The sequence below is a fragment of the Brevibacillus brevis genome (assembly GCF_022026395.1).
In the GTDB taxonomy this organism is placed as follows: domain Bacteria; phylum Bacillota; class Bacilli; order Brevibacillales; family Brevibacillaceae; genus Brevibacillus.
Window position 1 is genome coordinate 4,933,786 of sequence record NZ_CP041767.1, and the last position, 24,958, is coordinate 4,958,743.

Consider the following 24,958-nt stretch of genomic DNA (forward strand, 5'->3'; position numbering starts at 1 on the left):
TGGTATGATTATAATAAAGGAGAGGTTGGAAAGGAGTGAATGTAACATGGATATCATGGATCAAGTACAAGAAGTTCTCGATAAACTGCGCCCTTACCTGCAACGTGACGGCGGAGATGTACAACTCGTTGATGTAGAAGATGGCATCGTGAAGCTGCGCCTGATGGGTGCTTGCGGTAGCTGCCCTTCCTCTACCATCACCCTGAAAGCAGGAATCGAGCGTGCACTGGTGGAAGAAATACCAGGCATCAAAGAAGTTCAACAAGTATTCTAATCCAGTCACATCGACATGAAAGCAGCTACAGCAACCGCGTAGCTGCTTTTTTCATTTTCCCTTTCCCATTCCTTTTTCCAAAAAGGCAATGACACGATTCTCATACTCTTCAGGAACTAACGCATAACTGCGGACGTGACCCGCCCGCGGTACGATCCAAATCTCGGAATCGTCGTCTTGGGTCAGCTCATACAGTCGTTCGCTGTTTACCATAGGAATCGTCGTATCGCCTGTCCCGTGTATAAAAAGAATCGGTTTTCTCGCTTGCTGGACTGCCTGATACGGATTGACGTCTCGCGGATTGGCTCCGAGCAAAACGGGGCACAAGGTCAGAATGAGCCAGTTGAATGGAAACCGGGGCAGGCCCGTCCACTGCGGCAAGTTTTCAGTCAAGTATTCACGCAAGGAATAGAACGGTGAATCTGCCACAATTGCTGTGATGCGTTCATCCACTCCACCAACCATCAAAGAGGTTGCCGCGCCCATAGAAAATCCGACGAGACCGAGTCTGTGCTCCGGCTTCTTCGCTGCTGCAAAATCGATGGCCCCAAGGAGATCTTGCTGTTCTCGAAGACCAATTGTAGTCAGTGCTTTGCTGGACTCTCCCGCATTGCGAAAGTCGAACATCAAAACATCAAAGCCGGCCTGAACCAGTTTTGCAGCTAGTGACAAAGCAGGCAGATGTGGCTCTAATCTGTTTTGACTGTACCCGTGAGCAAAGACCAGCGTACTTCCATTTGAAACCTGCCCATTTTTTTCTGCCGACACGTACCATCCAGCCAACGAAATCGTCGTTTCCCTGCTCGAAAAAACAACAGGCTCCACCTGTTCGATTCCAAAGTCTTTGGGTTCCATGTGAATCGGTTTTCGTACAGGATGCGTCAAGCGCCAGGTTACGTGAAACGAAACGGCTACTGCTGCAATCAAGAGAAGCACGAAGAGTCCTGAAATCAAAACAAAGAACGTGGTCATACCGCAGTCAGTGGTCCCCTTCCACTTAGCACCTCTACGATGTTAGCAGCAGCCAGCCTCGCCATCTCCGCCCTTGTTTGCACAGTTGCACTACCGATATGTGGCAAGGCGACTACATTCGGCAGTTGCAAAAGCGGGTTATCCATCGGGACAGGCTCGACCGCAAAAACGTCCAGGCCAGCCGCCCATATTTTTTTATCTACCAACGCCTGATACAGTGCGGACTCATCGACTGTCCCACCGCGAGAAACATTGATAAACACAGCGGTTCCTTTCATGAGCGAAAACTGTTTTTCCCCCATCAACATGCGCGTGTCCTCTGTCAGCGGTGTAAGCAGAACGACATAATCGGACTCTTGCAGAAGCTCCGCCAAATCGGCATACCGTGCTCCTGTCTCTTGCTCAGCCTGCGTTTTGCGATTCCGGTTGTGATACAAGATTCGCATGCCAAATCCTTTGGCGCGTCTCGCCACAGCTTCTCCAATTCGCCCCATCCCGATAATCCCCAGAGTCGAACCATATACATTTTGCCCAGCCATGAGGGTCGGACTCCACGATGTCCATTCCCCCTGCAATAAAAATCGGTTGGCTTCCGTCAATCGGCGGCCTGTCGCCATCAGTAAAGCGAAAGCCAAATCGGCTGTAGACTCTGTCAGCACATCGGGAGTGTTGGTTACGATGACCTCGTGTCGTCTGCACGCTTCCAAATCAATATTGTCGTAACCGACAGCCATGTTTGCCACGATACGGAGTCGTTTTGTACTTGCCAAAAATTCTTCGTCCACTCGTTCTGTCAGCATGGTCAAGACGGCATCTACATGTTTAATCTTTTCCAGCAACAACTCACGCGGGATCGGCGCATTTTTTGTCCATTGCTCGACCTCGGCTACTTTTTCAAGCATCGCGATCACTTCAGGATTGAGTTTCCTCGTTACGAAAACTTGTTGCTTGTTCATCTTTTTTCCTCCACAACCAATCAATTTGTGGAATGGATACGTCATAACGCTGGGCAATGAATAGCGGGTACTTTCGAAGTCCGTCTTCCATTTTGGTTAGCTCGTCTTCCAACTGCGTTTGCCATGCTTGGATGTTGACTTCCTGGCGCTCTTCTATCGGCAACTCCATATAAGTCTCCACGAGCTTCAAAAATCTGCCGGGGTAGAGCATGAGCGCATAAATCACGGCATATTCAGCTGGCAGCAGAGCAGAGACGCTGTTGTAGCCGTCGAGAAAGCTGGATACAGCCTCTTCATTCCAGCCGTTTCGCTTTGTCTCGGCTTTGATCCACTGCCCCACATCGCGAGTACGCATGTCAAGAACCCAGTTCCATTCACCCGCCATTAGACGTACATCCTTCTCTTTCCATAGCATATACCCTTGATCAAAATTTTGGTAGGCTACTTTCCCAAGACCAGCTGTTTCCTTCACGACTTTATCGTATCCAGCATCCAACAAATATTGAACGGACAATTCCCCGAGCTGAGTAATGTACGTGAAGCAGGTCAACAAATATTCATCCATTGGCGCGAGCTCTACATTTTCCTCATCCATCTCATCCCGATACTCATGAAAATTCCGCAGCTTTTTGCGCCACGAGCTGGGCCAGTTTCCAAGAGAGCTGTAGGGGATAAACATCTTGTCAGATGAAAAATCACTCGTAGCCAGATGGAACTGTGCGAGCGACTGCCCGCTGGCATAATGTGGATTTTCAGGAACCGCCTCTCGTACGCCTCTGTATAAATAGTAAAGCTGCTCATCATCAACGATGTGAGCCTGCCCACTTGTTGTGTTCACCAGCTTTAACAAGCGAATGTTTTGCTGTTGGCTTAAATGCATTTTTACTTTCTCAATAAACTTGCTTTTGTATTTATATCCGGCTGGCGCCTCGAACATGTAGTAAAGGCCTCGATCCGTTTCCAGTATCTTGCTTGCCCCCGACGTGCGATATCCCTGGAGTTCAAAACCGTACTTCTCCTGAAGTAGCTCTTTTTCTTCCATACACTTGTTCACCCTCCTTGCATACTGCTCTTCTGGCATTGTATGTCGGTAGATCGGGATAGGTGCCTATCTGTATGCAGATACTATATACATTCATGCCGAAAAGGAGGAACGACAAGCATGAGTGAGCATCCACTAAATAGCGAGAGTTGTCTGGATTTCGTTATTGAGCTGTTGGAAAAACGAGGAGTCAGCATGAACGACATTGCTGAAATTGTCATGTTCCTACAGTCAAAATATATCCCGGACATCACCTTGGACTTGTGTCTCGACAGTGTAGGGTCCGTCTTGAAAAAACGTGAGGTCCAAAACGCATTGCTGACCGGGATTCAGCTCGACATCCTCGCCGAACAAAAGCAACTGCTGCCCCCGCTCCAGGCGATTATTGAAACAGACGAGCCGCTATACGGCATAGACGAGGTACTCGCCCTCGCCATCGTCAACCTGTACGGGAGCATCGGATTCACCAACTTCGGTTATGTAGACAAGCTGAAGCACGGCAAACTCGCTGATCTCAACGACAAGCGTTTTGGTGTCCATACTTTTTTGGACGATCTCGTCGGTGCGGTCGCAGCAGCTGCCTCCAGCCGCATTGCCCACCGCCAGAAGCAGCAGGAAGAATGCGCTGAATCATAGGGAGATTCGCTGCTGCCATTCCGGCAAATTTTCCGCAATATGGGTTGGCGCAGCGTGATGCTGGTCTGCTTCTTCGCGGGTGGAATAGCCTGTCAAAACGAGCAAGCTGTCCAAGCCGCTGTTGGCACCTGCCTCAATGTCTGTATATAAATTGTCCCCAACGATCAGCGTGTCAGCCGCAGCAGTACCAAGCTGATTCAGAGCGTAACGGACGATAATGGACTCTGGTTTGCCAATCACGATTGGTTTGGTCGCGGAGGCAACGGAGACGGCTGCCACCAGTGAACCATTGCCAGGGAACAGACCAGCATCCGTCGGCAGGGCTGCATCTGCATTTGTAGCGATAAAAGCTGCTCCTGCACGGATAGCACGTGCGGCGATCGCCAGCTTTTCATACGTGAAAGCACGATCAATCCCGACAATGACATAAGCCGGATCTTCTTCTGTCACCACATAGCCTGCATCTGTCAGCTGATCACGCAAGCCTGCCTCTCCAATCACGTAGACGCGTGTACCCGCTGGTGCCTGCTCTTGTAAATAGGTAGCGGTCGCCATACTCGTGGTATACACGTCCCGAGCCTGTGCCTCTATGCCCATTGCTACCAGCCGTTCTGCGACGTGCTGTGCAGAGGCAGAAGAATTATTTGTCAGGAACAAATACGGGATCTGGTGAGTTTTTAAGTGGGTGATGAATGCTGCTGCTCCCGGAATCGCTTCTTTTCCCCGATAAATTGTCCCATCCAAATCTAGCAAATAGCCTTTATATTGTTTCACGTTGTTCCATCTCCCATCTGTTGTCGTAAGCTCTCCTCTCTTAGTGTAAACCTTCGTCCTTCCTATCGCAAAAAGCAGGAAACGGCCTTCTACCGCTCCCTGCTTTTTGTCTAGCTGCTCTTCATCTACTGGTATGAATACTCGAACGAAGTTGAGTGGGGCACAAATAAAGAGGACCCGATCGGCCCTCTTATGACGAACAATGCACCACAGTTCCGTTATTTCTTGAATTTGACCATGATTGGCGTGCCGTCTTCCAGGTTCATTTCCCCTTTATGACGGACATACACGACCTGGTTTCCTGGAAATGTCGGTGGATTTTCGGGATCAAAATCCCGCCATTTTTTTTGGTTCCCAACTGCGTACTCCATGTATTGGGTTGCGTTGACAAGCACATTGTTATCATCATCCGCCTGTACATCAGGCGGCAACTGCTCGATTTTTCCATTACGGATACTGAGCTTCTTAATGACTTTGTCGTGTTGGTAGTCATACGCTTGGATGACGACATCATTACCGTACACTTGCAAGCGAAGCCCTTGCTTGAAAGCCCCTCCATCCGGCGTGACTTTTTCGCCGCCTTCTGGACCTGCTGACATCCATCCCGTTTCAATACCGGCCGTGTTTACGACAGTAAAGCCTCGTTTGTCTCCGCCTTTGACTTTCTTTTTGCCTGCCCAGTCCGGCAGATTCAGGTCCCAATGGGTGTGGCTTGAGAAGAAAACAACTTGCGGATAGTCTTTCAAAATGTCAAGGAGCTTGTCCACATCCAGGTAATCGTTCGTGTATGGACTTTGTCTGGAGCCCGAGATACTGTCTGGGAGCACATGGTGGGAGAATACAAAAATGGGCTTATTCTTGTCCTTCTTGCTATAACGCTTCAGATTATCTTTCAGCCAATCCAGTTGCTCGTCGCTCATGTATACTTCATCCCACAATTTTGGATCGTGGTATTTCATGTATTTTTCTGTACCGAGGAAGAGAAAGGGATATCCGTTGATTTCTTTTTGGTGATAGACTTTGTCTTCTCCGCTAAATTGGTAGAAGTTATCGAACAACTCTTCTTCCGTTGTCCCGTTTGGCCAGCTACTTTGTGCAAGCGTTTGGGGATTCTTCCACTTCGGCACATAAAACTCATGATTACCGATGCTGTACCACACATTTTCAGGATGAGGATTTTTATCGAGCACATCTTGTACGGCTTGATATTCAAAATCGTAACCGCGAGGAGTAATATCACCGTTAATGATTAGCGCTTTGGACTTTGGATTTTCCTCATCGATGTCTTGCAAAACGTGACTAAAATCTCGGAGGTCTCCCTGAATGTCACTGATCACGTCAAATGTCATCGTCATCTTTTTCTCAGAAAATTTGTCTTTTGCATGAGCGGAATCAACGACTGGCAGAATTCCACCCAACAAAATGGCAGAAGCAGCTATACTAGATACCATTTTTTTCATTACGGATTTCTCCTCATCTGTTTTTCGTCAAGACGGCTATCCGGTTTTCTAGTATTTTCCTGATATCACTCCACCTTTCAATTGTTTTCATGTGTGTTTGGTTGTTTTCTTGCACCACAAATAATAAATGTCCAACATAAAGAAAACATTAAACCAACATTAAGATTGCGAGAATGACGAAAAAAGGTACTTAATGCCTGCTTGATTATAGAAAAAAAGGCACAGGACCCTAACCCAATCCTCTACCTCCCTTGTTTTTGATTCTATAAAATATCATTTTCTTATTTTGGGAATGCCTGAATAACAATTTCTAGATCTTTCTTAAATGAATCAACCTTTTGCTTATCTTTACTGAAAAGCCGATCATCATTTATTTTCCCCATAAGTTCACTAAGTTTCTTGAATTCATCTTGTTTCCCTTGGATCTCCATAAGGTTATTCTCATTTACTAATGACTGAATCTTTTTTAGATATTCTTTTTTATTCCAGTACAACGTCACGAATCAAATAGCTATCAATCATTCCTGATAAATATGCCAACCTCTCTTTGTCTTTTACATTGGAGAGTTCTTTCGTAATAAGTTCAAACTGATAGACAGAGGATGTGTGTTGATGTTTGAATACGTCGCTCAAAGTAATTTGGAATTGATTATGTGTAGGCTCCGACGATGTTGTGCTACAAGAGGCCAAAATGAGGGATAAACCAAATATGATGGAGAATGATCTCTTCATGAGGTGTTTTCTTCCTTTTTTAAATTTCATATTACAATACCACCAATGTATTACACCATCCTCCCAATATCAGGAAAATCCAGTAAACAAAAGAAAAAATCCACCCGGACTTGAGTGGACCTTCGCTATGGCTATTTATTTCGCTTCCTTAATGTGAAACACGCATTTGTCTCCGCCTTTTGCCATGCACGTGGTTTGCTCGACATTGGCTTTCAAAACCCGACGGAACAAGGAAAGCTCACAGCTACACGCTTGGTTGAATTCACGGGCTACTTGCGAGATTGGGCAATTGAACTCCTGAATCCGATAGCCGTCTCCATTTTCGTCCTTTTCCCATTCCACCATGTAGCCTTTATCGTTTTGCAGCTCGGCAAGCTTGGCTACACGGTTTTCCAAGTCGCCTTGCATGTGGGAGCGATAATTCTCCTCCAAGCGATTCTCGCGGCGTCTAAATAGCATTTCGATTTTGGACAAACCATCGATTTCCTTTATGTCCTGTAAAAAATCTAATGTCAAATGAGAATAATTGCGCGGGAACAGTTCGTCTGCTTCCTGCGACAATGAATAAACATTCGTTGGGCGTCCCATCGCTTGGCGAACAAGCGTAGACTTGATCAAATTATCTCTCTCCAGGGTGTTCAAATGACGCCGTACCGCCATTTCAGTAATCCCTAGCTCGACGGCCATGTCGCTGACAGGGAGTGAACCTTTGACCTTGAGCATGTGCAGGATTTGATCACGAGTGGACGTTCCTTCGTTTGTCATACGTATCACCGTCCTTTCTCCCTATTGTAGTGGATGAAGACGTTTTAGTAAACAAACGAAAGTCTTTTGTATAAAATATCCGCTACGTTGGTGATGGATTGAAAACACTTTTTAAAACAGTTCTTTTTTCAAGAAGGCTCTCACCTGTGGCTCAAACTGACGAATGGTACCAGCAGCTTCTTCTACCAGGCTGTACATTTCATTAGCCGGCACACTTGTATAATCATTGACCAGATGCTTGCGGAAATCGGTCACACGCGTCAGGATCAAAGCCTGTTCATCCGTGATGACTTGCTCATCCCGCAAAATTTCCACGATGTCGCTGTAGCTACCTGGATCTCGCATAATGAATCCATCGATCAGTGCATTTCCGACATCCACTATTCCTTCGATAGACAAGTGCAGGGCTCGCTCCATCGCTGCAACAGCTACTTCATCTGCCAAAACCGCTTTGGCCCCTCGTTCGCTGAGCTTGTCCAACAGATCCAGCATACGAGACATATGTTCCAATACTTGGTCGATTCGTTTTGTATTCACGTCGTACATATATTTCTCCTTACTTTCGCTTTTTTGATTTGCGTTTTGAGTAGTAAACGGTAAACACAAATGTTAGCACCAGGACGAGAAGCACCAATTCCCCTTCCTGCAAATAGGAATTGCTCACCGGTTTCACCTCTTTTCATCCCTCAGTATACCAAATTTGTACGACCTGTCACGAATCACGTTCGGTGCTGAAAAGACGACTTTTTGATCGTTCACTTTATGTTACAATGATGGGGTGAATTTTTGTCGGCAAGCATAAGGGGAGGAACACACTGTGGAACGCGAATTGGCTCTGGAAATTGTGCGGGTAACGGAAATGGCTGCACTTGCCTCTTCTCACTGGATGGGACGCGGGAAAAAGAATGAAGCAGATGGAGCAGCGACCAGCGCCATGCGCGCCATGTTTGACACGATCAACATGAGGGGTACCGTCGTTATTGGCGAAGGTGAACTGGATGAGGCCCCCATGCTCTATATCGGTGAAAAGCTCGGTAACCCGGAAGCAGGCGGGCCTGAGGTAGATGTGGCGGTTGACCCGCTGGAAGGAACGACGATTGTCGCCAAGGGTCACAACAATGCCATGTCTGTTATCGCCATCGGGGACCGTGGAACACTGTTGCATGCACCAGACATGTACATGATGAAAATGGCCGTCGGTAAACGTGCTGCCGGACAAATCAACCTTTACGATCCCGTGGATAAAATGATAGAGGTTGTAGCAAAAGCAAACAACAAGCGCGTGCAAGATGTGACGGTCATTATTCAGGAACGCGACCGCCATCAGGCGATTATTGACGCCATTCGTGAAAAGGGTGCGCGAGTGAAGCTTTTTGGAGATGGCGATGTGGGTGCTGCGATTGCTGCCTGTCTGCCGCATACAGGGATTGACTTGTTCTTGGGTATCGGTGGTGCACCAGAGGGTGTGATCAGTGCCGCAGCGATCAAGTGCCTGGGTGGCGACATGCAAGCCCAGCTCAAGCCGCAAAACGACAGCGAGCGCGAGCGCTGCATCAAAATGGGGCTCGACAATCCAGAGCAGCTCTTGACGCTGAACGATCTGGTAAAAGGCGATGATGCCATTTTTGCAGCAACAGGCGTTTCTGATGGAGAGCTGTTGCAAGGCGTGCGCTACCTCGGTGATGATATGGTGGAAACTCACTCGATCGTCATGCGTGCCCAAACCAAAACCATTCGCTTTGTCCGCGCTGTACACAATACCGAACACAAACCAAATCTTTTATGGAAGTAGAGGGACACCCATATGGCAAACGATTTGTTCTACTTGTACGACGAAGCGGAGGATACTCGAACGCGCTTCGTCAGCTTCACGGGCGAAGCTACTCGTTTTGACCTGGCGATTACAACGACTAACCGTTTTTATGGAAAGGCGATTGTCATCAACATTCAAAATGGACGCTCCGCTATTATTGGACATGATGATCTGGAAGAAGAAGGCTATCTGGAATTCGCGTTCAACTTGAATGAGCGTGAAGCCGAAGAATTGAAAGCATTTTTGGAAGCAGCTATCTAATTCACCGAAAGGAAGAGCTATTGCGGGCTCTTCCTTTTTTATTTGAAGCCCCCGCCCATTTCCTGCGGGACAATGCTCCTTACAGGCGTATGCCTCGTATACTGCTACTGCACAGATGCACAGACAGATAACGAGAGGAGTGCGAATCGCATCATGCAATCTTATCCATACGACCAAACTTATGAACAAAACCAATACGATCAAACTCAATATGATTCAAACGAATACGATCAAAACCACTTTGTTCCTGCACAATATGACCAGCCACCTTATTACTCAGCAGACCAGGATTTTCAATACATTCCAGAAGATCAGGCTCATCCAGTTTTTTTCCGTAGAAGACGCGGTCCTGAGGTCGTTGTCGTCCCACAGCCATATCCTTGGTGGGGATGCAGTACTTGCTGGCCTGGTTATTGGCCCACATGGGGCTGGCCTGGTTGGGGACCCGGTGGTTTTGGTGGACCTGGCGGTTTCGGTGGACCCGGCGGTTTCGGTGGACCCGGTGGTTTCGGTGGACCTGGTGGTTTCGGTGGACCTGGTGGCTTCGGTGGACCCGGTGGTTTCGGTGGACCCGGTGGTTTTTGAACCCCTGAAGGTTTTGGCGGAGGTTATTAAATCGAAAAACGAAAAGAGCCCTAGCATACAGGGCTCTTTTTAGCGTTTTTAGGAATCGCGCTTCGGTGCGTTTGGTCCTGTTGGGACTTTATCGCGTTCACGATTGGGTTTCAATTGATTGGGACGGCGCTCTCGCGAGTTGGAGTCCTTACCGTTTTTATCGGGGCGATCCTTTTGGAACTTTGGCTTCTCCCCGCGTTCGTTTCTACCTGCCCCATTGCGATCAGCGCCAGCATTGTTCTGGCGATCCTGTTTATTTTGACGCGGGTGATAGCGTCTGCGTTCTTTTCGTTCTACATAAGGCGAAGAGCCACCCTCTTCACGAGGAATGTCCTGACGAATATCAATGATGACATCAAAGCCAGCTTCGTCTTGCCCGCTTTGGTCGTCACTGTTGCCGACATTTGCTTTTACCTTGCGCAAAACGAAGTACGGACAACCAAAATTGCAGAACTCATGCAGGTACTCATCCAAAGCGGCGATCCGCTGCTCGAACGGTACTTTGCGATTAGCGTCAGTATAAAACCCACGAAGACGAAGCTGACCATAGCCCCAGTCCCCTACAATATAATCGTACTTGTCGAGGATGTCGCTATAGCGCTCCTTGAACGCTTCAAGGTTCCAGCCGTCTCGATTTACTTCCATGACTTCATAAGTACCGGCTTGCGTGCGAATCAAACTCGCTTCCTCCTTACGCATGTATACTATGTCCATCTTATCATATTTCGCGTAACATGAGCTAAATTTCCCACGATAACTGACCTGTACCTTTGGACATTCTATCGTGTAGGGGGTGTTACCATTGAAAAAGACATGGTTGTATCCTGCAATTGCAGGTATTGTGCTCTTGGCTTCTGGTTGTAACAACAATGCTGCGCCTAATTACACGCATCCGAACAAGACGATGTCGTACCAGTCTGCTCCGCACGTTCGAAATTTTGATGGAATGCACGTCCGTAACTACGATGGCATGCGCTCGACGAACTTTGACGGGTACCACCATAATCGTAATTACACCACTGGTGCTGGAACCACTAGTTTCGACGGGCTCCACGTCCGCAACTACGACGGCATTCGTGATGGACTTCACGTCCGCAATGGCATGGGACTGACCAACAATGCTGGGTATAACTATGGTGCATATCCAAATGGTACTTACCCGCATGTAAACAACTACAATGCCTACACGAGTGGAATGAGACCGTACAATGCCTTTACGGATCATAAAGCTGGTATGGGTACCACAGGTGTTTACAATGCGCCAACTGGTACACACCATTCTATTTATCAGCAGCATGGTACAAACCGTGGTGGAGCAGGTGTCATGCAAACTGGAATGCCACGCATGGGCTATGTGCAGACGGATCGTCAGCATGTGAGAACTGCCAGTGTCGCCAACGTCTATGTAGACCGTGAAGCATTGGCAAAAGCTGTAGGAAATGTCACTGCCAGCTGCCCTGGCGTACAGCGTTCTACCGTCTTGGTAACGGACAAAGAAGTTTTTGTCGGCTTACACACACAAGGAGCAGATGCGCACACAGCGAAAAAACAGGCAAGAATGAACGCCGAATCGGTGTCACCACGCTATTACAAAGTGTATGTCACCGATAATCCGAATGACATCCAAGAAATCGCTCGTGTAGCAAGTCGCTCCAGCAACGTGAGTACAGCGCGTACAGAAGATGCGAAAAGCATTGACACACTCGTCAAGCGTATGGGTGGAACATCTCATAACGCAAAGGCAACAACCAGTCGCTAAAGCCCTTCCCCCGGTAGTAAAAAACCCCCTCATTTCCGCTCGAATTGGGCGGCTGAGGGGGTTACTTATTATTGCGCTTTCGGCATGGATTCTTTCGCAATCGTTTCCTTCGCGGCACTCGCCTGCTCGTGAGCGTGATACGAACTACGCACCAATGGCCCTGACTCCACGTGGCTAAAACCACGCTTCATTCCTTCATCCTTCAAGCGAGCAAATTCATCTGGGTGGTAAAATTTCTCTACGTTCAAATGCTTCTTGGTCGGCTGCAAATACTGACCAATCGTCATGATGTTGACATCGACAGCACGCAGGTCATCCATCGTTTCGATGATTTCCTCCATCGTCTCGCCTACCCCAATCATCAGACTGGACTTCGTCGGAATGCTCGGCTGGAATTCCTTCGCCTTTTTCAACAGTTCCAGCGTCCGATCGTATTTGGCTCTTGCCCGTACGCGATCTGACATTCGGCGAACCGCCTCAATGTTGTGGTTTAGTACGTCAGGCTTTGCATCCATGACCACTTTTAGCGCATCCCAGTTCCCCATAAAATCGGGAATCAATACTTCTACGGAGGCAAACGGCAGTCGACGACGAATCGCACGGATCGTATCGGCAAAAATCTGTGCGCCTCCATCTGCCAAATCATCACGAGCAACGGAAGTCACAACGACATGCTTCAAACGCATTTGTTCGGCTGCTTCTGCTACACGTTCTGGTTCGGCTGTATCCAGCTCCGTAGGTAGTCCAGTTTTTACTGCACAAAACCGACAGGCACGGGTACATATATCACCCAAAATCATGAAAGTTGCTGTACCGCTTGCCCAGCATTCGTGAATGTTGGGGCATTTTGCTTCTTCACAAACGGTATGTAGCGTCTTCGTGCGCATGGTTTGCTTAAGCTCTTTAAAGCTGGCTAGTTCTGATCCTGAAACAAGGTTGATCTTGAGCCACTCCGGCTTGCGTTGCGTCATAGGGCTCACTCCTCATGTGACATCATGGTACAAGACAATAACAATCTCCATTATAGAGGTTGGATTTCGGAGGGGCAACCTCTTTCCTCCCCCGGAAACAATTACCCGATCCGATGCACGGCATGGCGGTTCCCTTTATGAAGCAATGGCCCAAGTATGCGCAGCTCTCGCTCATGACAGGTGAAAAGAAACACTTGATGTTCTTGTGCCAGCATCGCGATATAGTCAAGCGTTCGATGCAGACGCTCTTCATCATAATGGACAAAATGATCATCGAAAAAGAGCGGCAATGGCTCCGACTGCTTGGCATGATGCACCAATGCCAAGCGCTGGGCAAGGTATAGCTGATCGGCGGTCCCAGTGGAACATTGAGCCTGTTCGAGCACCATTTGGTTGGTCGGATCTAGCAAACGAACGGCAAATCCGTCACGCGGATCGAGTCTGACATCCCGATACGCTCCCCCTGTAATATGCCCGATGATCTCCGAAGCCTGCTGATTCACAGCGGGTGTGCTATCTCGTTGCCATTCCCCTACTGCCTCCTGCAACATTTCCCGTGCCAGCTGAAGAGCATCTCGCTTATTTTGCAGCTGACGAAGTGCTGCCTGCGCTTCCTCAAGCTCATCTGTCGCGCGAGCTAATGACAGGCTCTCATGAACCGCCATCTCCCCATGTCCTCTGGCCATGTGTTCTCGCAGCTCCTGTAGTCTCTCCTCAATCTCCACTATCTCGATGCGTAATTTTCCTTGCTCGGTCTCAAGCGCGGTTTTTTCCTGATCCAGCAAGTTCCGAAGTCCCTCACCCCAGATTGCAGACAGATCAGCCTCCCGCTTCGTTTTCTCCATTTCCGATAGAAGATGCTCAGATTGTTGTTTGCTTGTGCTTTTCAGTAGCTCTTCCCGTCTTTCCAAAAATGTATCCCAATTACTCGCCCCCCATCTCTGAACGAGTATGGCGATTTCAGCATCGATGGAGGCGATCTCTTCTTGTATCCTTTGACTTTCCTGTACCGCATCATGATCTTCTGTCTGTTTGGCTCCGCCCGTACTTGCGCCTACTCGCAACAAGAAAACCCCAAAGCCGAACAGCAACAAAGCGGCAGTCGCAGAAATTCCTCCCAGAATGGGATGTCCACTCACGAAGCCGATTAACCCGAGAACAGACAATATCCCTGCGCCGCCCCACATAAGGGCAGCCCCGCGCTTCCTTTTTGCCTGATTGCCTTGTCGGGTGCTGCGTGATGCTGATCTTCGCGGACTTGAAGAAAGGGCGGATACAGCCAATGTCGCCAAACGAATATGCAATGCTTCTCGCTGTCTGAGCAATTGTGTTCCTTTTTCATAATCGTGTTGTAAGGGAATGAGCTGGTCATCCCCCTGGTGTACAGTTACCGTCTGCATGTTTACCTGAGTGAGAGCTCGTCTTGCCTCTTCATGAATGGCCAACTCGTCCTCTGAACGAGCTGTTTGCTCCCACCACGACCAGTCTTGTTGACTGACGGGAGCATGGCTTCGTTGCCATCGTTCCTGCAACGCTTTTGCTTGTCCAGTTGAGCGATCCAGACGCTGCTGCAATCGTTCGCGGCGCAGTTCCAATTGCTGGCATTCTTCTGTGGCTTCCGCTATTTGTAGCGTCAGTTGGCTGATCGTTCGCCAAGCTGCCTTTGCGTTTTCCTTCTCCTGCTCTTTTTGCGCCACCTTCGTAGCGGCTTTTCCCAAAAGTGTATTTTCGGCCCGTTCTTTTTTGCCGATGAGGGCAATCTCTCGATCCAGCTCCGCCAAAATTTGTTGGACAGCCGGATTGGCTTCTTCCGCAGTCGTAAAGGTCGGAATCAAATGCTCAGCCGCTTGAAGCGGTTCTCTCCTGATCCACGTCAAATCCGTAAATAGACTGCGTGTAAGGCCCGTATGCTTTTCAATAAAATTCCTTTCCTTGCGCCTGTCTTCCAAATAAAGATCAGTCAGCTCCGTCCATTCCGGGTCCAAAAAGAGGCGCGCCTCCTCTCGTTCCTTCGTCAATTGACGGTGCAGACGATAGGTTCTGCCCGCTAATTTGTATGTAATGATCGTTTCATACGAGCCACTCTGCCACGGACGGTACTTTTCATATTCGGGCAAGTATCGCGACGATTTGACGTAATCGCGCTTCATCCCATACAAGGCAGCGAATATCCCATGAAGGATGGTTGATTTTCCTGACTCATTCGGGGCATAAAACAGATTGATGCCTGGAGCAAAACGGAAGGTAGCATCCTGCCATTTTCCGAAGCCCCTTAGCACTAGCTCCTCCATTTTCATCGAATGGTTCCTCCAATCCGAGCCAAAGCCTCTTGCTTCGCTAACCTGACGATTTCTCGTTCGTCCTCATTTTGCGCACGGGCCTCCGCCTCTGCCAGCTTGGAAAGCCATCTCCCCCAGACGCCACCATCTGCGATCAGCTTGTCCTCATCTACATCAGGCCAGGTCCGGTCTGTCAGCTGCAGCACAAAAAAACGTGAAAATCGCTGTTGAAGGACAGACAAGGGAGGCTGAAAATGGGCTGCGCGTTCCCCTGTCAGCGTGATGTGCATGATAGCGGAATCCTTTTCCTCTGCGAGTTGCTCCTCCATCCGATCAATGAGCTGCTCAGTCGTTTCGACTCCATTCGCTTTGATTTCCAGCTTTTGAATTTTGCGTGACTGGACAGGAATCGCCGTGAGCTGCAATCTGCCGTCATGATCCAGTTCTCCATACAAAACATGTCGTTCTCCCGCTTCCTTGCTCGTCAGCCCTTCCGGAGAGCCTGGATAAGCGGCAAGCGGTTGTTTTTTGACAGGATGCATGAATTGTTCCGGCTTGTGGATGTGTCCCATCGCAACATAGTCCATGCCCGTCTGTACGAGCTGCTGCAAGGTGACAGGCGCATACGGATGATGCTCTTCATTTCCTGAATTGGAAAGCACACTGGCATGCAAAACCATCAGATGATGGGCATACCCTCCCAATTTGCCTGGAAACGTATCGAGTGGCGACTCATACACATGTGGCTGTCCGAAGCCCCAGCCGTAGATCACGCATGACTTTTCGGGAAATTCATACACGCCCCACTCGGGTGTAAACCAGTAGACGTTCCCCGGCCATTCCAATGTTTGATAAAACGAATCCGCTCGCCACGGATCGTGATTGCCAGGTGCGATCACGACAGGGATTGGTGCGATGCTGGAAAAAAGATCGCGTAAAAACATCGCAGTGGATCGTCTTCCTCCGTGGTATTCCAGCAAATCTCCGGCTATGAGCCAGAAGTCTGCTTCCTTTTCGCGAACGAGGTCACGGATTCTTTTCATCGTTTGACGAAAATCATCCTGACGCAGTTCGTAACGCTCCCCCAACATTTGAAGCGGCGCATCCAGATGGACATCCGCTGTATGGATAAATGACAGCACAATCAATTCCACTCCTCACATAAAACAGACGAACATACTTTCCCTTTATGATACAGAGGAAAAGGCTGGATGAAAAGCATCTGTCAGAACGAAAAAACTTCCGCCAGCAATGACGGAAGTTTGGAGGACTGGTTGTTTACTTGAGCAAATGGAGGAATTCACGCATGAAGCCTGGAAGGTCTGGCCATGCATGTCCGGAAACAAGATTGCCATCGACATGGAGCGTTTCCGTTTGGTAGATCGCTCCGCACGCTTCTACGTCGGGTCTGCAAGCCTGGTAAGCTGTGATTTCACGACCGGCTAAGTGCTCGCGAACGATGGTCAATACTTGGGAGCCGTGGCAGATGGCTGCGACTGGCTTGTTCGTCTCGAAAAAGTGCGCCACAATCGGCTTCAAATGCTCATTGAGCCTGATATGCTCAGGTGCTCGTCCCCCCGGGATAATCAAGGCGTCAAACGCCTCAGGGTTAATGTCTGAGAATGCAACATGGGCGGGAAGCTGATAAGCTGGCTTTTCAGTGTACGTCTCACTGTGTGCTTCGAAATCATGGCAAACGGTGTGCAGGGTTTTCACGCTGGGTGCTGCAATGACCGTTTCATACCCTTCTTCCAAGCAGCGGTAATACGGATAGAAAACCTCCAGTGCCTCTACAGCGTCGCCTGTTACAATCAACACTTTTTTGCTCATCACACAGCCTCCTCATGACGATTTTTAAGGAATACACTCCTCCTGATTTCAATTCTTTGACGATATGGTGTGCTCCTGCCTCTTTTTACCGCAAATTTACAAAACTTCTCGATAACAACCAAAAGCTCTTCCAAAAGTATCTTGGATAATCCACTCCAACTGGCAGAAACTACAACAAAAGACTAGAAGCTGGAGGGAGACGGCATGCGAGTTTTCCGCCTAATCATTCAGATCAGCTTGTGCGTGGTTGCAGCTATTTCGCCACTAGAATCCGCCGCCGGAATCGCTCCGTCCGCCAAAGGACAAGACCCGGTTCTTCAAGAACGCTTGCAACTCTTTTTCCGCTTGGAATCGATGTACGGCATCCCGTGGAATTATTTGGCAGCCGTTGATCAATACGAGCGAACCATGAAAATACGCAAGAAGAAGCAGGAGCAAGAAAACGTCTCGCGGCTAACAGCCGTGGACATTCCAGGCGATCGTTGGGCAGGTGCGTTCAACCCCGATGCAGAAGATACGAATCCGGTATCCATTCAATTTTTTCAAGGGGTCGGGATGGATGGCGACGGCGATGGGCTAGCGGATCGGCACAACGATCTCGATGCACTCACTACTTTCATTCATTACCTATCTCAATACGGCTTCTCCGATGAAGATTGGCAAATTGGTCTCTGGTCTTACTACCAGCGGGATCGGTCCGTGAAGACGATCAGGCAGTTCGCGCAGGTGTATGCAAAGTACCAGCACCTGGCCCTAGAAGAGCGGCATTTTCCTATCCCCACGAGATACGAATACAGCTACCGCAGTACATGGGGAGCGCCACGCGGCTGGGGTGGACGTCGCATCCACGAGGGGACCGATATTTTTGCCAGTCACGGCACTCCCGTACTCAGCACAGCATACGGAGTCATTGAGGTACTCGGCTGGAACAGGTATGGCGGATGGAGGATCGGCATGCGTGACATGGGCAATGTGTATCATTACTTCGCACATCTGTCCTCGTTTAAAAAGGGTTTGAAGCCGGGTGACATCGTGGAACCGGGTGAAGTGATCGGATATGTCGGCAGTTCTGGTTATGGGAAGCCTGGTACTTCAGGAAAATTCCCTCCCCATCTGCACTACGGGATGTACAGAGAAACAGGTGGCGCGGATTGGTCATTTGATCCTTATCCGTATTTACGACGCTGGGAGCGACAAAAGAAGCGGCAATGAAGCCGCTTCTTTTTTATGGGCAGCTCTTCTCATTGACAGACATCATCCGTAAAAATACAATAAAAACAGAAAAACTGGACAGTCGTCCAAAAACGAGGTGAGAAAGTGACTACCCCAAAAAAAGCCGAAGCAAAACGGGCATTTTTGATTGAGCAAGCGACTGCTTGTTTGGCTGAAAAAGGGTATGCTCATGTTTCCTTGCGCGACATTGCCAAGGAATCTGGCGTCTCACTTGGCATTCTGCATTATTACTTTGCAAGCAAAGAAGAGCTTTTGCTCGCTGTAATCTCTAGCTACAAGGGACGTTTTATGGAGGAGTTGGAACGCGAAGTGCTCGCAGCTCCATCTGGAAAATGGTCAGCAGCTCTAGCCCGTGTCCTGTGCCGTAGTCTACAAGAGGATCGAAATCTGCATCGGCTCTGGTATGACTTGCAGGTACAGGCCATGTACGTTCCCGCCTTTGGTGAACAGGTAAAAATCATTCGAACCCGTCTGCATCAGCTCATCTCTCGTATGCTCGTACGGTTGCAGCGCGAAGAACAATCACCGTTGACCATTGACGAAAACTCCGCAATCTCACTCATCTACTCTGCAATCGACGGATTCCTTTTTCAATTTTTGCTCGATGACTTGCAGAAGCCGGAAGAAGCGATTGCTCATTTTGAACAGGCCTTTGCCCATTTGATGGATACACTCTTCTCTTCTGAATCTTTATCTCCTGAATCGAGGTGAATTAGGATGGCAGTCCTGTCCATGCAAAATCCCGCCACTGGAGAGCTGCTTGGCGCTTTACAGGAAGCGACTCCAGAACAAGTAGAAGACGCGATGGTACGTGCGCGTCTTGCCTTTCCAGCTTGGTCCACGACATCGTTGGCCGAGCGTCTGGACTATTTGACACGGTTGCGGCACTATTTAGTCGATCACGGCGAAGAAATCGCCCGAAAAATTAGTGAGGCTACCGGAAAAGTTACATTGGAAGCGTACATGACCGAAATTTTCGTCACTGTCGACACGATCCGCTTTTATGAAAAACATGCCTATCAGATGCTGGCCGATCAGCCAGTACCAACCTCTATCGTATTATGGCCGAAGAAATCGTATATCCACTACAAGCCGATGGGTGTCGTCGCGGTCATTTCTCCGTGGAATTATCCGTTTCAGCTTGCCATTATTCCCGTATTATCTGCGCTGGTAGCAGGCAATACCGTTATTTTAAAACCTTCCGAGGTGACTGCCTCTACCGGACTGCTCATGGAAGAGGTTTTTTCCGCTGTTTCTATGCCAGTTGGAGTCGTAACCGTCCTGCATGGGGGACGCGAAGCTGGACAGGCGCTGGTAGCTGCGCGCCCAGATAAAATATTTTTCACAGGCTCTGTTGCGACAGGCAAAAAAATTATGGCGGCAGCTTCGGAGCATTTGATCCCTGTTGAATTGGAGCTGGGCGGGAAGGACCCGATGATCGTATTTGAAGACGCTCATTTGGAACGGGCAGCAAATGGCGCGGTGTGGGGGGCTTTTACGAACTCTGGACAGGTGTGTATGTCTGTTGAACGTCTTTTTGTCCATGAAAAGGTATATCCTGAGTTTCTCAAGCTAGTCACTGAAAAAACAAAAGCATTGCGCCAAAGCTATCCGAATGAGGCCGAGGTCGGTTCGATGACGTCTTCCCAACAAATCGGCATTGTCCGTGAGCATGTGAGCGAAGCGCTGGCTGCGGGCGCGACTTCAGTCACCGGAGGACTTCCTTCCTCTGACAGCATGTATATCGCGCCGACCATTCTCACAAACGTGACGACTGAAATGAAAATCATGCGGGAAGAGACCTTTGGTCCAGTGCTGCCCATCATGACTTTTTCCACCGAAGAGGAGGCTGTCCGCCTGGCTAATAGCTCACCGTACGGACTGAATGCCTCCGTATGGTCAGCCGATAAAACAAAAGCGGATCGCGTAGCTCGTCAGCTCGACAGCGGCAATGTGTGCATCAACGACGTCATTATCAGCTACGCCAATCCCCATCTTCCTTTTGGCGGGGTCAAACAGAGCGGTATTGGCCGTTATCGTGGACCTTCAGGACTGCAAGCCTTTACGCACAGCATCTCTGTCATCCATGATCCGGGCAAACGCAAACGTGAGTTCAACTGGTATCCGTATACGAAAGATCAAGAGCTCACCTTCATCGGTTTGACGAACCTGTTATACGGCAAGCTCCAAAATGTAAATCGCCGGACTTTGGGTGCGATCTGGCGCGAATTCAGGCGTCTGTTCTAACCACACCAGTAGGCTGCTGCTCCTTATTTCAGTGTCCCAAAACCAACGATATCCACATGAACTCTGACATTAAATTTCGCTTTTTTATATAGGGCGAGACCCGTTTCGCGTGTCCATTTGCCATAATATTTTTGGCGAATGCTCTCCTCTAGCTGCGCCGGGTCAACCCCTTGCTTTTGAAAACGCACCAACATCTCCATGCTTTCCTTTTTGATCCGTTTCTCAAGCTCTTGAATCAAGGTCCGAAATTGAGTCCGCTTCTCCAAATCCTTGTTGCCTGAATAGCCTACCAGCATTCCTCTTACTTTAAGATCGATGTGGATGACAGGCTTTTTCAGGCTGCCTTCGCTTCTTACTTTCGTTTTTGCCCGCACAAAATCGAAGACGACCTTTTCCCTTTGTTTTTTACCTGTTTTCGTCTCGTGCTGGAACTCGAAGCTCATACGTGGCAAGCGTTCTCTTCCCAGAAACCCCTGAACCAGCTTCCCCTCTCGCTGTGAGTACATTCCGATCATCCTGTCCACTCGAAAAAGTGCAGCCTTGGTGATCTGAATCTCTCCGTCACTTTGAATGAGATAAGGAAGATTGGGGTCCATCGTGTTGCTGGTCATCATAAAAACAAAATCGTGAATGGTCGCAAATGACGAAAAGGCCGTTTCCACTCGCGGACGAAGCAAGCTGTTCAAATACGTGTTGATTTCCGGCCTGTGGTTATAGGTTTTTTTGATAACATCTTTCGCTTTTCCTTGTACGACGGCAATGTATACATTTTCTCCTACAATCGGATTGCGGTAGAGATCAAGGATGACTTTTCCGATCCCTACTTTGCGGGCGTATTCTTCACTGAACAAAATCACACGCAATTGAGAGAGAGACATGCTCCTCTCTGCTTTTGTCGCGAGATTCAGCATCGCCTCGCTCGTCATCGAAGCAAAAGTCGAGTAAACCTGCGTGGATTCCTTATTTTTGGAGGGAACCGGTACCGATACGGTGACATCTATTTTTTCACGATCTACATAATCGAAGCCCATAACCCCAATCATGGCCATGTCTTCCAGTGCTGGCCGTTCGAGTTCGCGTCCGCACCCGCAAAGGCTGAGTAAGAGGATAACCGTAACAATGAACCAGCTTGCCCTCTTCATGATACCCGCTCTCCTCTACCGAACTTCAAGGAATGAAGCAATAACAAAAAAATAGGCCATAAGATCAATCCATAGGCTATGTAAACAGTCACCTTGTCATAAATGTAGCGTTGTTTTTCTACAGATAATGGCCCCACAATGAATAAAAACGAAATGATGGTCGGTAAAAGCAGATGCCACAGCCGAGTCTTTTCTGCCATTTCTTCAAGCCCTGTACGCGCAACCCACAAATATCCCGTACTCGTGCTGAGAATGAGGAAGACCCAGAGACCAATCCCGAGATTTTCGATCCGCTCCAAAAAAGACAGCTCTACAGCCTTAAACAAATTCAAAATGGGATAAATGAGATTTTCCATTTGCCATTCGGAAAAATAAGCTATGCTTGTGAGCAAGACCATGACATACAACAAAACCACGATCCATACCCCAATCAGCACATGCTTGTGTGCCTTGTTCTTCTCTTGGATATACGGGTAGAAAAACAGAACCAATTCATACCCAAGCATACTCGCGTAAGAATTGTGCACGGTTTCGGCTATACTGCGCCAATCTGTATTAAATAGAGGAAAAATATGTGTGAATCCTCCCTTTTGAAATCCGTACTGCAAAAGAAAAACCATCCAGCCGGTAAAAAAGAAGGTTAGCAGGCAAAAACGCGCGATTAATTTGATGCCGCCATTTGTAATGTAGACCATCGTCAAAGTCAATCCGAGCAACGGCAATGTGGCTGTCTGATTGCTCAGCATGGAGGTTTGCACCAGCCTGACATATCCTTCATTGGCGGTAGATACATTCAGAATGGCGTAGACGATAATCAAGATATTGAAACAGCGTCCCAGCCATTTTCCCAACAGCTTTTCGTGAATCCGAAACAGATTATCCTCTGGATAGCGACGGCACAAGGCCATCATCGGAATTAACGTTAAGCTGACGATGCATCCCAACAAAATCGGAGACCACCACAGATTGTAGCCTAGTTTGCTGGCAGAATGAGCCAGTCCAAGTAAATTGACCCCCACCATCGTATTCATAATCAATCCGATTACCAGGATCGGATTCAGGCTGTGAATTCTCCCTCTATCCATCTCCCTAGTCCTCCCCAACTGGCCGGACATGCTTTTGCTTTGCCCGGGACATGCGGTTTCGATTGACGATAAACCTCAATGGCGCACGTACGAGACTATTCATCAAATCGGTCCATTGACGCGGAACTCCCGGGGTCATGTACGGAGTCCCGAGCGAAGTCAGATTGAGCAAATGCGCGAATAAAAACGACAGTGCCAGCATCTGGCCGTACATGCCCAATACGCCTGCCATCAAGATAAAACCATAGCGAACGAGCCGAATCGCATTACTCATCAAAAAATTGGGTGGCACAAAAGAAAGCAGCGCTGATACAGAAACAAGGACGATCAGGATATTACTGGCTAACCCTGCTTGTACGGAGGCTGTCCCGATCACGATACCGCCAACGATACCGATTGTTTGACCGATTTTAGTCGGCATGCGTATCCCTGCTTCTCTCAAAATCTCGATGACGAGCTCAATAATGAGCACCTCGATCACTGGCGGAAAAGGCACCCGACTGCGCGATTCAGACAAAATCGTCAGCAAAGCGGGTGGAAGCATTTCCGGATGATACGTCAAGACAGAGACATAGCTGGAGGTAAGCATGATGGTGATAAATAAACCGAAAAAGCGAATCATCCGCAGCAAGCTCGCCGTTGACCATCGATTGTAAAAGTCTTCGGGGCTGCTAAACATCTCCAGAAAGGAAGTCGGACAGATAGCAGCATCCGGACTGCCATTCAGCATGATCACGATTCTGCCGTCCAATAAGGCTGCTGTTGCATTGTCAGGCCGACCCGTCAAGCCAAATTGCGGGAACGGAGAGTACGGCTTGTCCTCCAGCATTTGCTTTAAGACAGGCATCCCGACAAATCCAGGGTAAATGACATTGTCGAGCCGTTTTTTCACGCGCTCCACATTTTCTGCGCTCGCGATGTTGTCCAGATAAATCACAGCTACCTTGTTGTGCGCCTCGGTGCCAATCGAGTAGCTCGATACTTTCAGATGAGGCGTAGCCATTCTTCTCCGAAGCAAGGACAAATTGATCTCCAGCATTTCAACAAAGGAATCTTGCGGTCCAAGGACGGTCGCCTCCGTCTCGGATTTCGTAATGGAACGATGCGCGACCTGAAATGTATTCACATGCAGAATGAGATCCCTTTCCAGGAAAAACAAGATGGTATGACCGCGTAGCAAGTTACTCATCAACGTCTCCATATCGTCAAGAAGACATTCCTGTGAGAAAGGGAGCACCTGCATCGGGTCTTTCCCGTCGGAACGCTGCAACGGAAGAAAGACATTCTCATAAATCTGGGACACATCCACCAGCGTATCGAGAAAAAAAACGTGTACCTCTTCGTCATTCATCTTCAATGACAAGCTGCTGAGGTCATCCACGTTTTGCATGCACTGTTTTACCATTTCAGGTGTAATTTGTTCGCTTCGCCGCGCTTGTACCGAACTGATGCGCCGCTTTGTTTGTATGGCCTCTACCTGCGCTCTCCACCAATCAGTCGGCTTCACGTTAGATCCCCCTTTTTTTCAGGAAAATCTTTCTTACTTTGACCTACCCGTGGTGATTTTATCCAAAAAAATAGAAAACGGGAGCCAAAGCCCCCGTTGAACTATCTCGCTACCCATATGAAATGATTAGGCGAACTGCTTAGATAAGTTAGCCATTTCGATCGCTGCCGTTGCGGCTTCCCAGCCTTTGTTGCCTGCTTTGGTTCCTGCTCGCTCGATGGCTTGCTCGATATTGTCTGTCGTCAAAACACCAAAAATAACGGGTACCCCAGTGGATAAAGATAGGGACGCGACTCCTTTTGCGGTCTCATTGCAGACATAATCGAAGTGTGGAGTGGAGCCACGAATGACAGCTCCCAATGTAACAACTGCATCATAGCGACCGGATTCCGCCATTTTTTTGGCGATCAACGGAATTTCAAATGCCCCCGGAACCCATGCCACGTCTACCTGCTCCTCTTCTACGCCATGACGCTTCAAGGCATCAAGGGCCCCTCCGACCAGCTTGCTTACGATCAATTCATTAAAACGTCCTGCCACAATCCCTACACGCAAACCTGTTCCAACCAAATGTCCTTCGAATGTTCTCATCGCTTATTCCCTCT

26 protein-coding genes are annotated in these 24,958 nt (G+C 48.6%); 9 read left to right on the forward strand and 17 right to left on the reverse strand.

What is annotated here, in order from left to right; all coding sequences use genetic code 11:
- Positions 1-46: 46 nt before the first annotated feature.
- Positions 47-274: a NifU family protein gene (locus FO446_RS23430; RefSeq protein WP_007715787.1), complete on the forward strand. Its 228-nt coding sequence runs from the start codon at positions 47-49 to the stop codon at positions 272-274.
- A gap of 51 nt (positions 275-325) precedes the next feature.
- On the opposite strand, the gene FO446_RS23435 is transcribed toward FO446_RS23430, so the two are convergent.
- From FO446_RS23435 to FO446_RS23445, 3 genes are read right to left on the reverse strand one after another with little or no spacing between them, the layout of a single operon-like run.
- Positions 326-1,246, reverse strand: a complete 921-nt coding sequence (locus FO446_RS23435) for an alpha/beta hydrolase (RefSeq protein WP_173610059.1) — start codon at positions 1,244-1,246, stop codon at positions 326-328.
- Positions 1,243-2,202 (reverse strand): 2-hydroxyacid dehydrogenase, encoded by a 960-nt coding sequence (locus tag FO446_RS23440; RefSeq protein ID WP_237899233.1) that lies wholly within the window; start codon positions 2,200-2,202, stop codon positions 1,243-1,245. Before FO446_RS23440 ends, FO446_RS23435 begins: the two co-directional genes overlap by 4 nt.
- A complete protein-coding gene (locus FO446_RS23445; RefSeq protein ID WP_237899235.1) occupies positions 2,159-3,244 on the reverse strand; it encodes a protein kinase family protein in 1,086 nt (361 codons plus the stop codon). Before FO446_RS23445 ends, FO446_RS23440 begins: the two co-directional genes overlap by 44 nt.
- A 120-nt stretch (positions 3,245-3,364) precedes the next feature.
- Here FO446_RS23445 and FO446_RS23450 point away from each other — a divergent pair, with 120 nt between their 5' ends.
- The gene (locus FO446_RS23450; protein WP_232773501.1) at positions 3,365-3,880 is read left to right on the forward strand and encodes a phosphatidylglycerophosphatase A family protein; all 516 of its coding nucleotides are present in this window, start codon (positions 3,365-3,367) and stop codon (positions 3,878-3,880) included.
- Here FO446_RS23450 and FO446_RS23455 read toward each other — a convergent pair.
- From FO446_RS23455 to FO446_RS23475, 5 genes are all read right to left on the reverse strand, one after another.
- The gene (locus tag FO446_RS23455; RefSeq protein WP_232773500.1) at positions 3,875-4,654 is read right to left on the reverse strand and encodes a TIGR01457 family HAD-type hydrolase; all 780 of its coding nucleotides are present in this window, start codon (positions 4,652-4,654) and stop codon (positions 3,875-3,877) included. The genes FO446_RS23450 and FO446_RS23455 overlap by 6 nt on opposite strands.
- 218 nt (positions 4,655-4,872) lie before the next feature.
- Positions 4,873-6,114, reverse strand: a complete 1,242-nt coding sequence (locus FO446_RS23460) for a DUF4073 domain-containing protein (RefSeq protein WP_237899236.1) — start codon at positions 6,112-6,114, stop codon at positions 4,873-4,875.
- Between the two features lie 281 nt (positions 6,115-6,395).
- Positions 6,396-6,545, reverse strand: a complete 150-nt coding sequence (locus FO446_RS23465) for a hypothetical protein (protein ID WP_229088159.1) — start codon at positions 6,543-6,545, stop codon at positions 6,396-6,398.
- A 436-nt stretch (positions 6,546-6,981) separates the two neighbouring features.
- Positions 6,982-7,611: a helix-turn-helix transcriptional regulator gene (locus tag FO446_RS23470; RefSeq protein ID WP_173610248.1), complete on the reverse strand. Its 630-nt coding sequence runs from the start codon at positions 7,609-7,611 to the stop codon at positions 6,982-6,984.
- A 111-nt stretch (positions 7,612-7,722) separates the two neighbouring features.
- A complete protein-coding gene (locus tag FO446_RS23475; RefSeq protein WP_173610053.1) occupies positions 7,723-8,157 on the reverse strand; it encodes a DUF86 domain-containing protein in 435 nt (144 codons plus the stop codon).
- A 271-nt stretch (positions 8,158-8,428) separates the two neighbouring features.
- Between FO446_RS23475 and glpX the strand changes: the two genes are divergently transcribed.
- The 3 genes from glpX (at position 8,429) to FO446_RS23490 (ending at position 10,270) form a co-directional block, all read left to right on the forward strand.
- Positions 8,429-9,403 (forward strand): class II fructose-bisphosphatase, encoded by a 975-nt coding sequence (gene glpX, locus FO446_RS23480; protein ID WP_173610052.1) that lies wholly within the window; start codon positions 8,429-8,431, stop codon positions 9,401-9,403.
- A 12-nt stretch (positions 9,404-9,415) separates the two neighbouring features.
- A complete protein-coding gene (locus tag FO446_RS23485) occupies positions 9,416-9,685 on the forward strand; it encodes a DUF3055 domain-containing protein (protein ID WP_048034538.1) in 270 nt (89 codons plus the stop codon).
- A gap of 153 nt (positions 9,686-9,838) precedes the next feature.
- Positions 9,839-10,270: a hypothetical protein gene (locus tag FO446_RS23490; RefSeq protein ID WP_173610051.1), complete on the forward strand. Its 432-nt coding sequence runs from the start codon at positions 9,839-9,841 to the stop codon at positions 10,268-10,270.
- Positions 10,271-10,348: 78 nt separating this feature from the next.
- Here FO446_RS23490 and FO446_RS23495 read toward each other — a convergent pair whose 3' ends face one another.
- Entirely contained in the window at positions 10,349-11,014 is a 666-nt protein-coding gene (locus FO446_RS23495) for a YutD family protein (RefSeq protein ID WP_173610050.1), read from the reverse strand.
- Positions 11,015-11,093: 79 nt separating this feature from the next.
- On the opposite strand from FO446_RS23495, the gene FO446_RS23500 reads away from it, so the two are divergent.
- Positions 11,094-12,059 (forward strand): YhcN/YlaJ family sporulation lipoprotein, encoded by a 966-nt coding sequence (locus FO446_RS23500; protein ID WP_232773497.1) that lies wholly within the window; start codon positions 11,094-11,096, stop codon positions 12,057-12,059.
- Positions 12,060-12,127: 68 nt separating this feature from the next.
- Here FO446_RS23500 and lipA read toward each other — a convergent pair whose 3' ends face one another.
- From lipA to FO446_RS23520, 4 genes are all read right to left on the reverse strand, one after another.
- Positions 12,128-13,030: a lipoyl synthase gene (lipA, locus tag FO446_RS23505; protein ID WP_173610048.1), complete on the reverse strand. Its 903-nt coding sequence runs from the start codon at positions 13,028-13,030 to the stop codon at positions 12,128-12,130.
- Positions 13,031-13,131: 101 nt separating this feature from the next.
- Positions 13,132-15,327: an ATP-binding protein gene (locus FO446_RS23510; protein ID WP_221867889.1), complete on the reverse strand. Its 2,196-nt coding sequence runs from the start codon at positions 15,325-15,327 to the stop codon at positions 13,132-13,134.
- Entirely contained in the window at positions 15,324-16,451 is a 1,128-nt protein-coding gene (locus FO446_RS23515) for a metallophosphoesterase family protein (RefSeq protein WP_173610046.1), read from the reverse strand. The genes FO446_RS23510 and FO446_RS23515 overlap by 4 nt, the downstream gene beginning before the upstream one ends.
- Before the next feature lie 136 nt (positions 16,452-16,587).
- The gene (locus tag FO446_RS23520) at positions 16,588-17,139 is read right to left on the reverse strand and encodes a DJ-1/PfpI family protein (protein ID WP_015893041.1); all 552 of its coding nucleotides are present in this window, start codon (positions 17,137-17,139) and stop codon (positions 16,588-16,590) included.
- A gap of 204 nt (positions 17,140-17,343) precedes the next feature.
- Here FO446_RS23520 and FO446_RS23525 point away from each other — a divergent pair, with 204 nt between their 5' ends.
- The 3 genes from FO446_RS23525 to FO446_RS23535 all read left to right on the forward strand — a co-directional run bounded on the left by FO446_RS23525 (position 17,344) and on the right by FO446_RS23535 (position 20,619).
- Positions 17,344-18,351, forward strand: coding sequence for a M23 family metallopeptidase (locus FO446_RS23525; RefSeq protein ID WP_237899239.1), 1,008 nt, complete (start codon positions 17,344-17,346; stop codon positions 18,349-18,351).
- Positions 18,352-18,456: 105 nt separating this feature from the next.
- The gene (locus FO446_RS23530; RefSeq protein WP_173610044.1) at positions 18,457-19,083 is read left to right on the forward strand and encodes a TetR/AcrR family transcriptional regulator; all 627 of its coding nucleotides are present in this window, start codon (positions 18,457-18,459) and stop codon (positions 19,081-19,083) included.
- A gap of 6 nt (positions 19,084-19,089) precedes the next feature.
- Positions 19,090-20,619 (forward strand): aldehyde dehydrogenase family protein, encoded by a 1,530-nt coding sequence (locus tag FO446_RS23535; RefSeq protein ID WP_237899240.1) that lies wholly within the window; start codon positions 19,090-19,092, stop codon positions 20,617-20,619.
- Between the two features lie 23 nt (positions 20,620-20,642).
- Here the strand turns inward: FO446_RS23535 and FO446_RS23540 are convergent, their stop codons facing one another.
- The 4 genes from FO446_RS23540 to ribE form a co-directional block, all read right to left on the reverse strand.
- Positions 20,643-21,761 carry a Ger(x)C family spore germination protein gene (locus tag FO446_RS23540; RefSeq protein WP_237899241.1) on the reverse strand — a complete coding sequence of 373 codons (1,119 nt, stop codon included), beginning with the start codon at positions 21,759-21,761 and terminating at the stop codon, positions 20,643-20,645.
- Positions 21,758-22,846: a GerAB/ArcD/ProY family transporter gene (locus FO446_RS23545; protein ID WP_237899244.1), complete on the reverse strand. Its 1,089-nt coding sequence runs from the start codon at positions 22,844-22,846 to the stop codon at positions 21,758-21,760. The genes FO446_RS23540 and FO446_RS23545 overlap by 4 nt, the downstream gene beginning before the upstream one ends.
- A 4-nt stretch (positions 22,847-22,850) precedes the next feature.
- A complete protein-coding gene (locus tag FO446_RS23550; RefSeq protein ID WP_173610040.1) occupies positions 22,851-24,353 on the reverse strand; it encodes a spore germination protein in 1,503 nt (500 codons plus the stop codon).
- Positions 24,354-24,479: 126 nt separating this feature from the next.
- Positions 24,480-24,944 carry a 6,7-dimethyl-8-ribityllumazine synthase gene (gene ribE / locus FO446_RS23555; RefSeq protein ID WP_173610039.1) on the reverse strand — a complete coding sequence of 155 codons (465 nt, stop codon included), beginning with the start codon at positions 24,942-24,944 and terminating at the stop codon, positions 24,480-24,482.
- Positions 24,945-24,958: the final 14 nt, after the last annotated feature.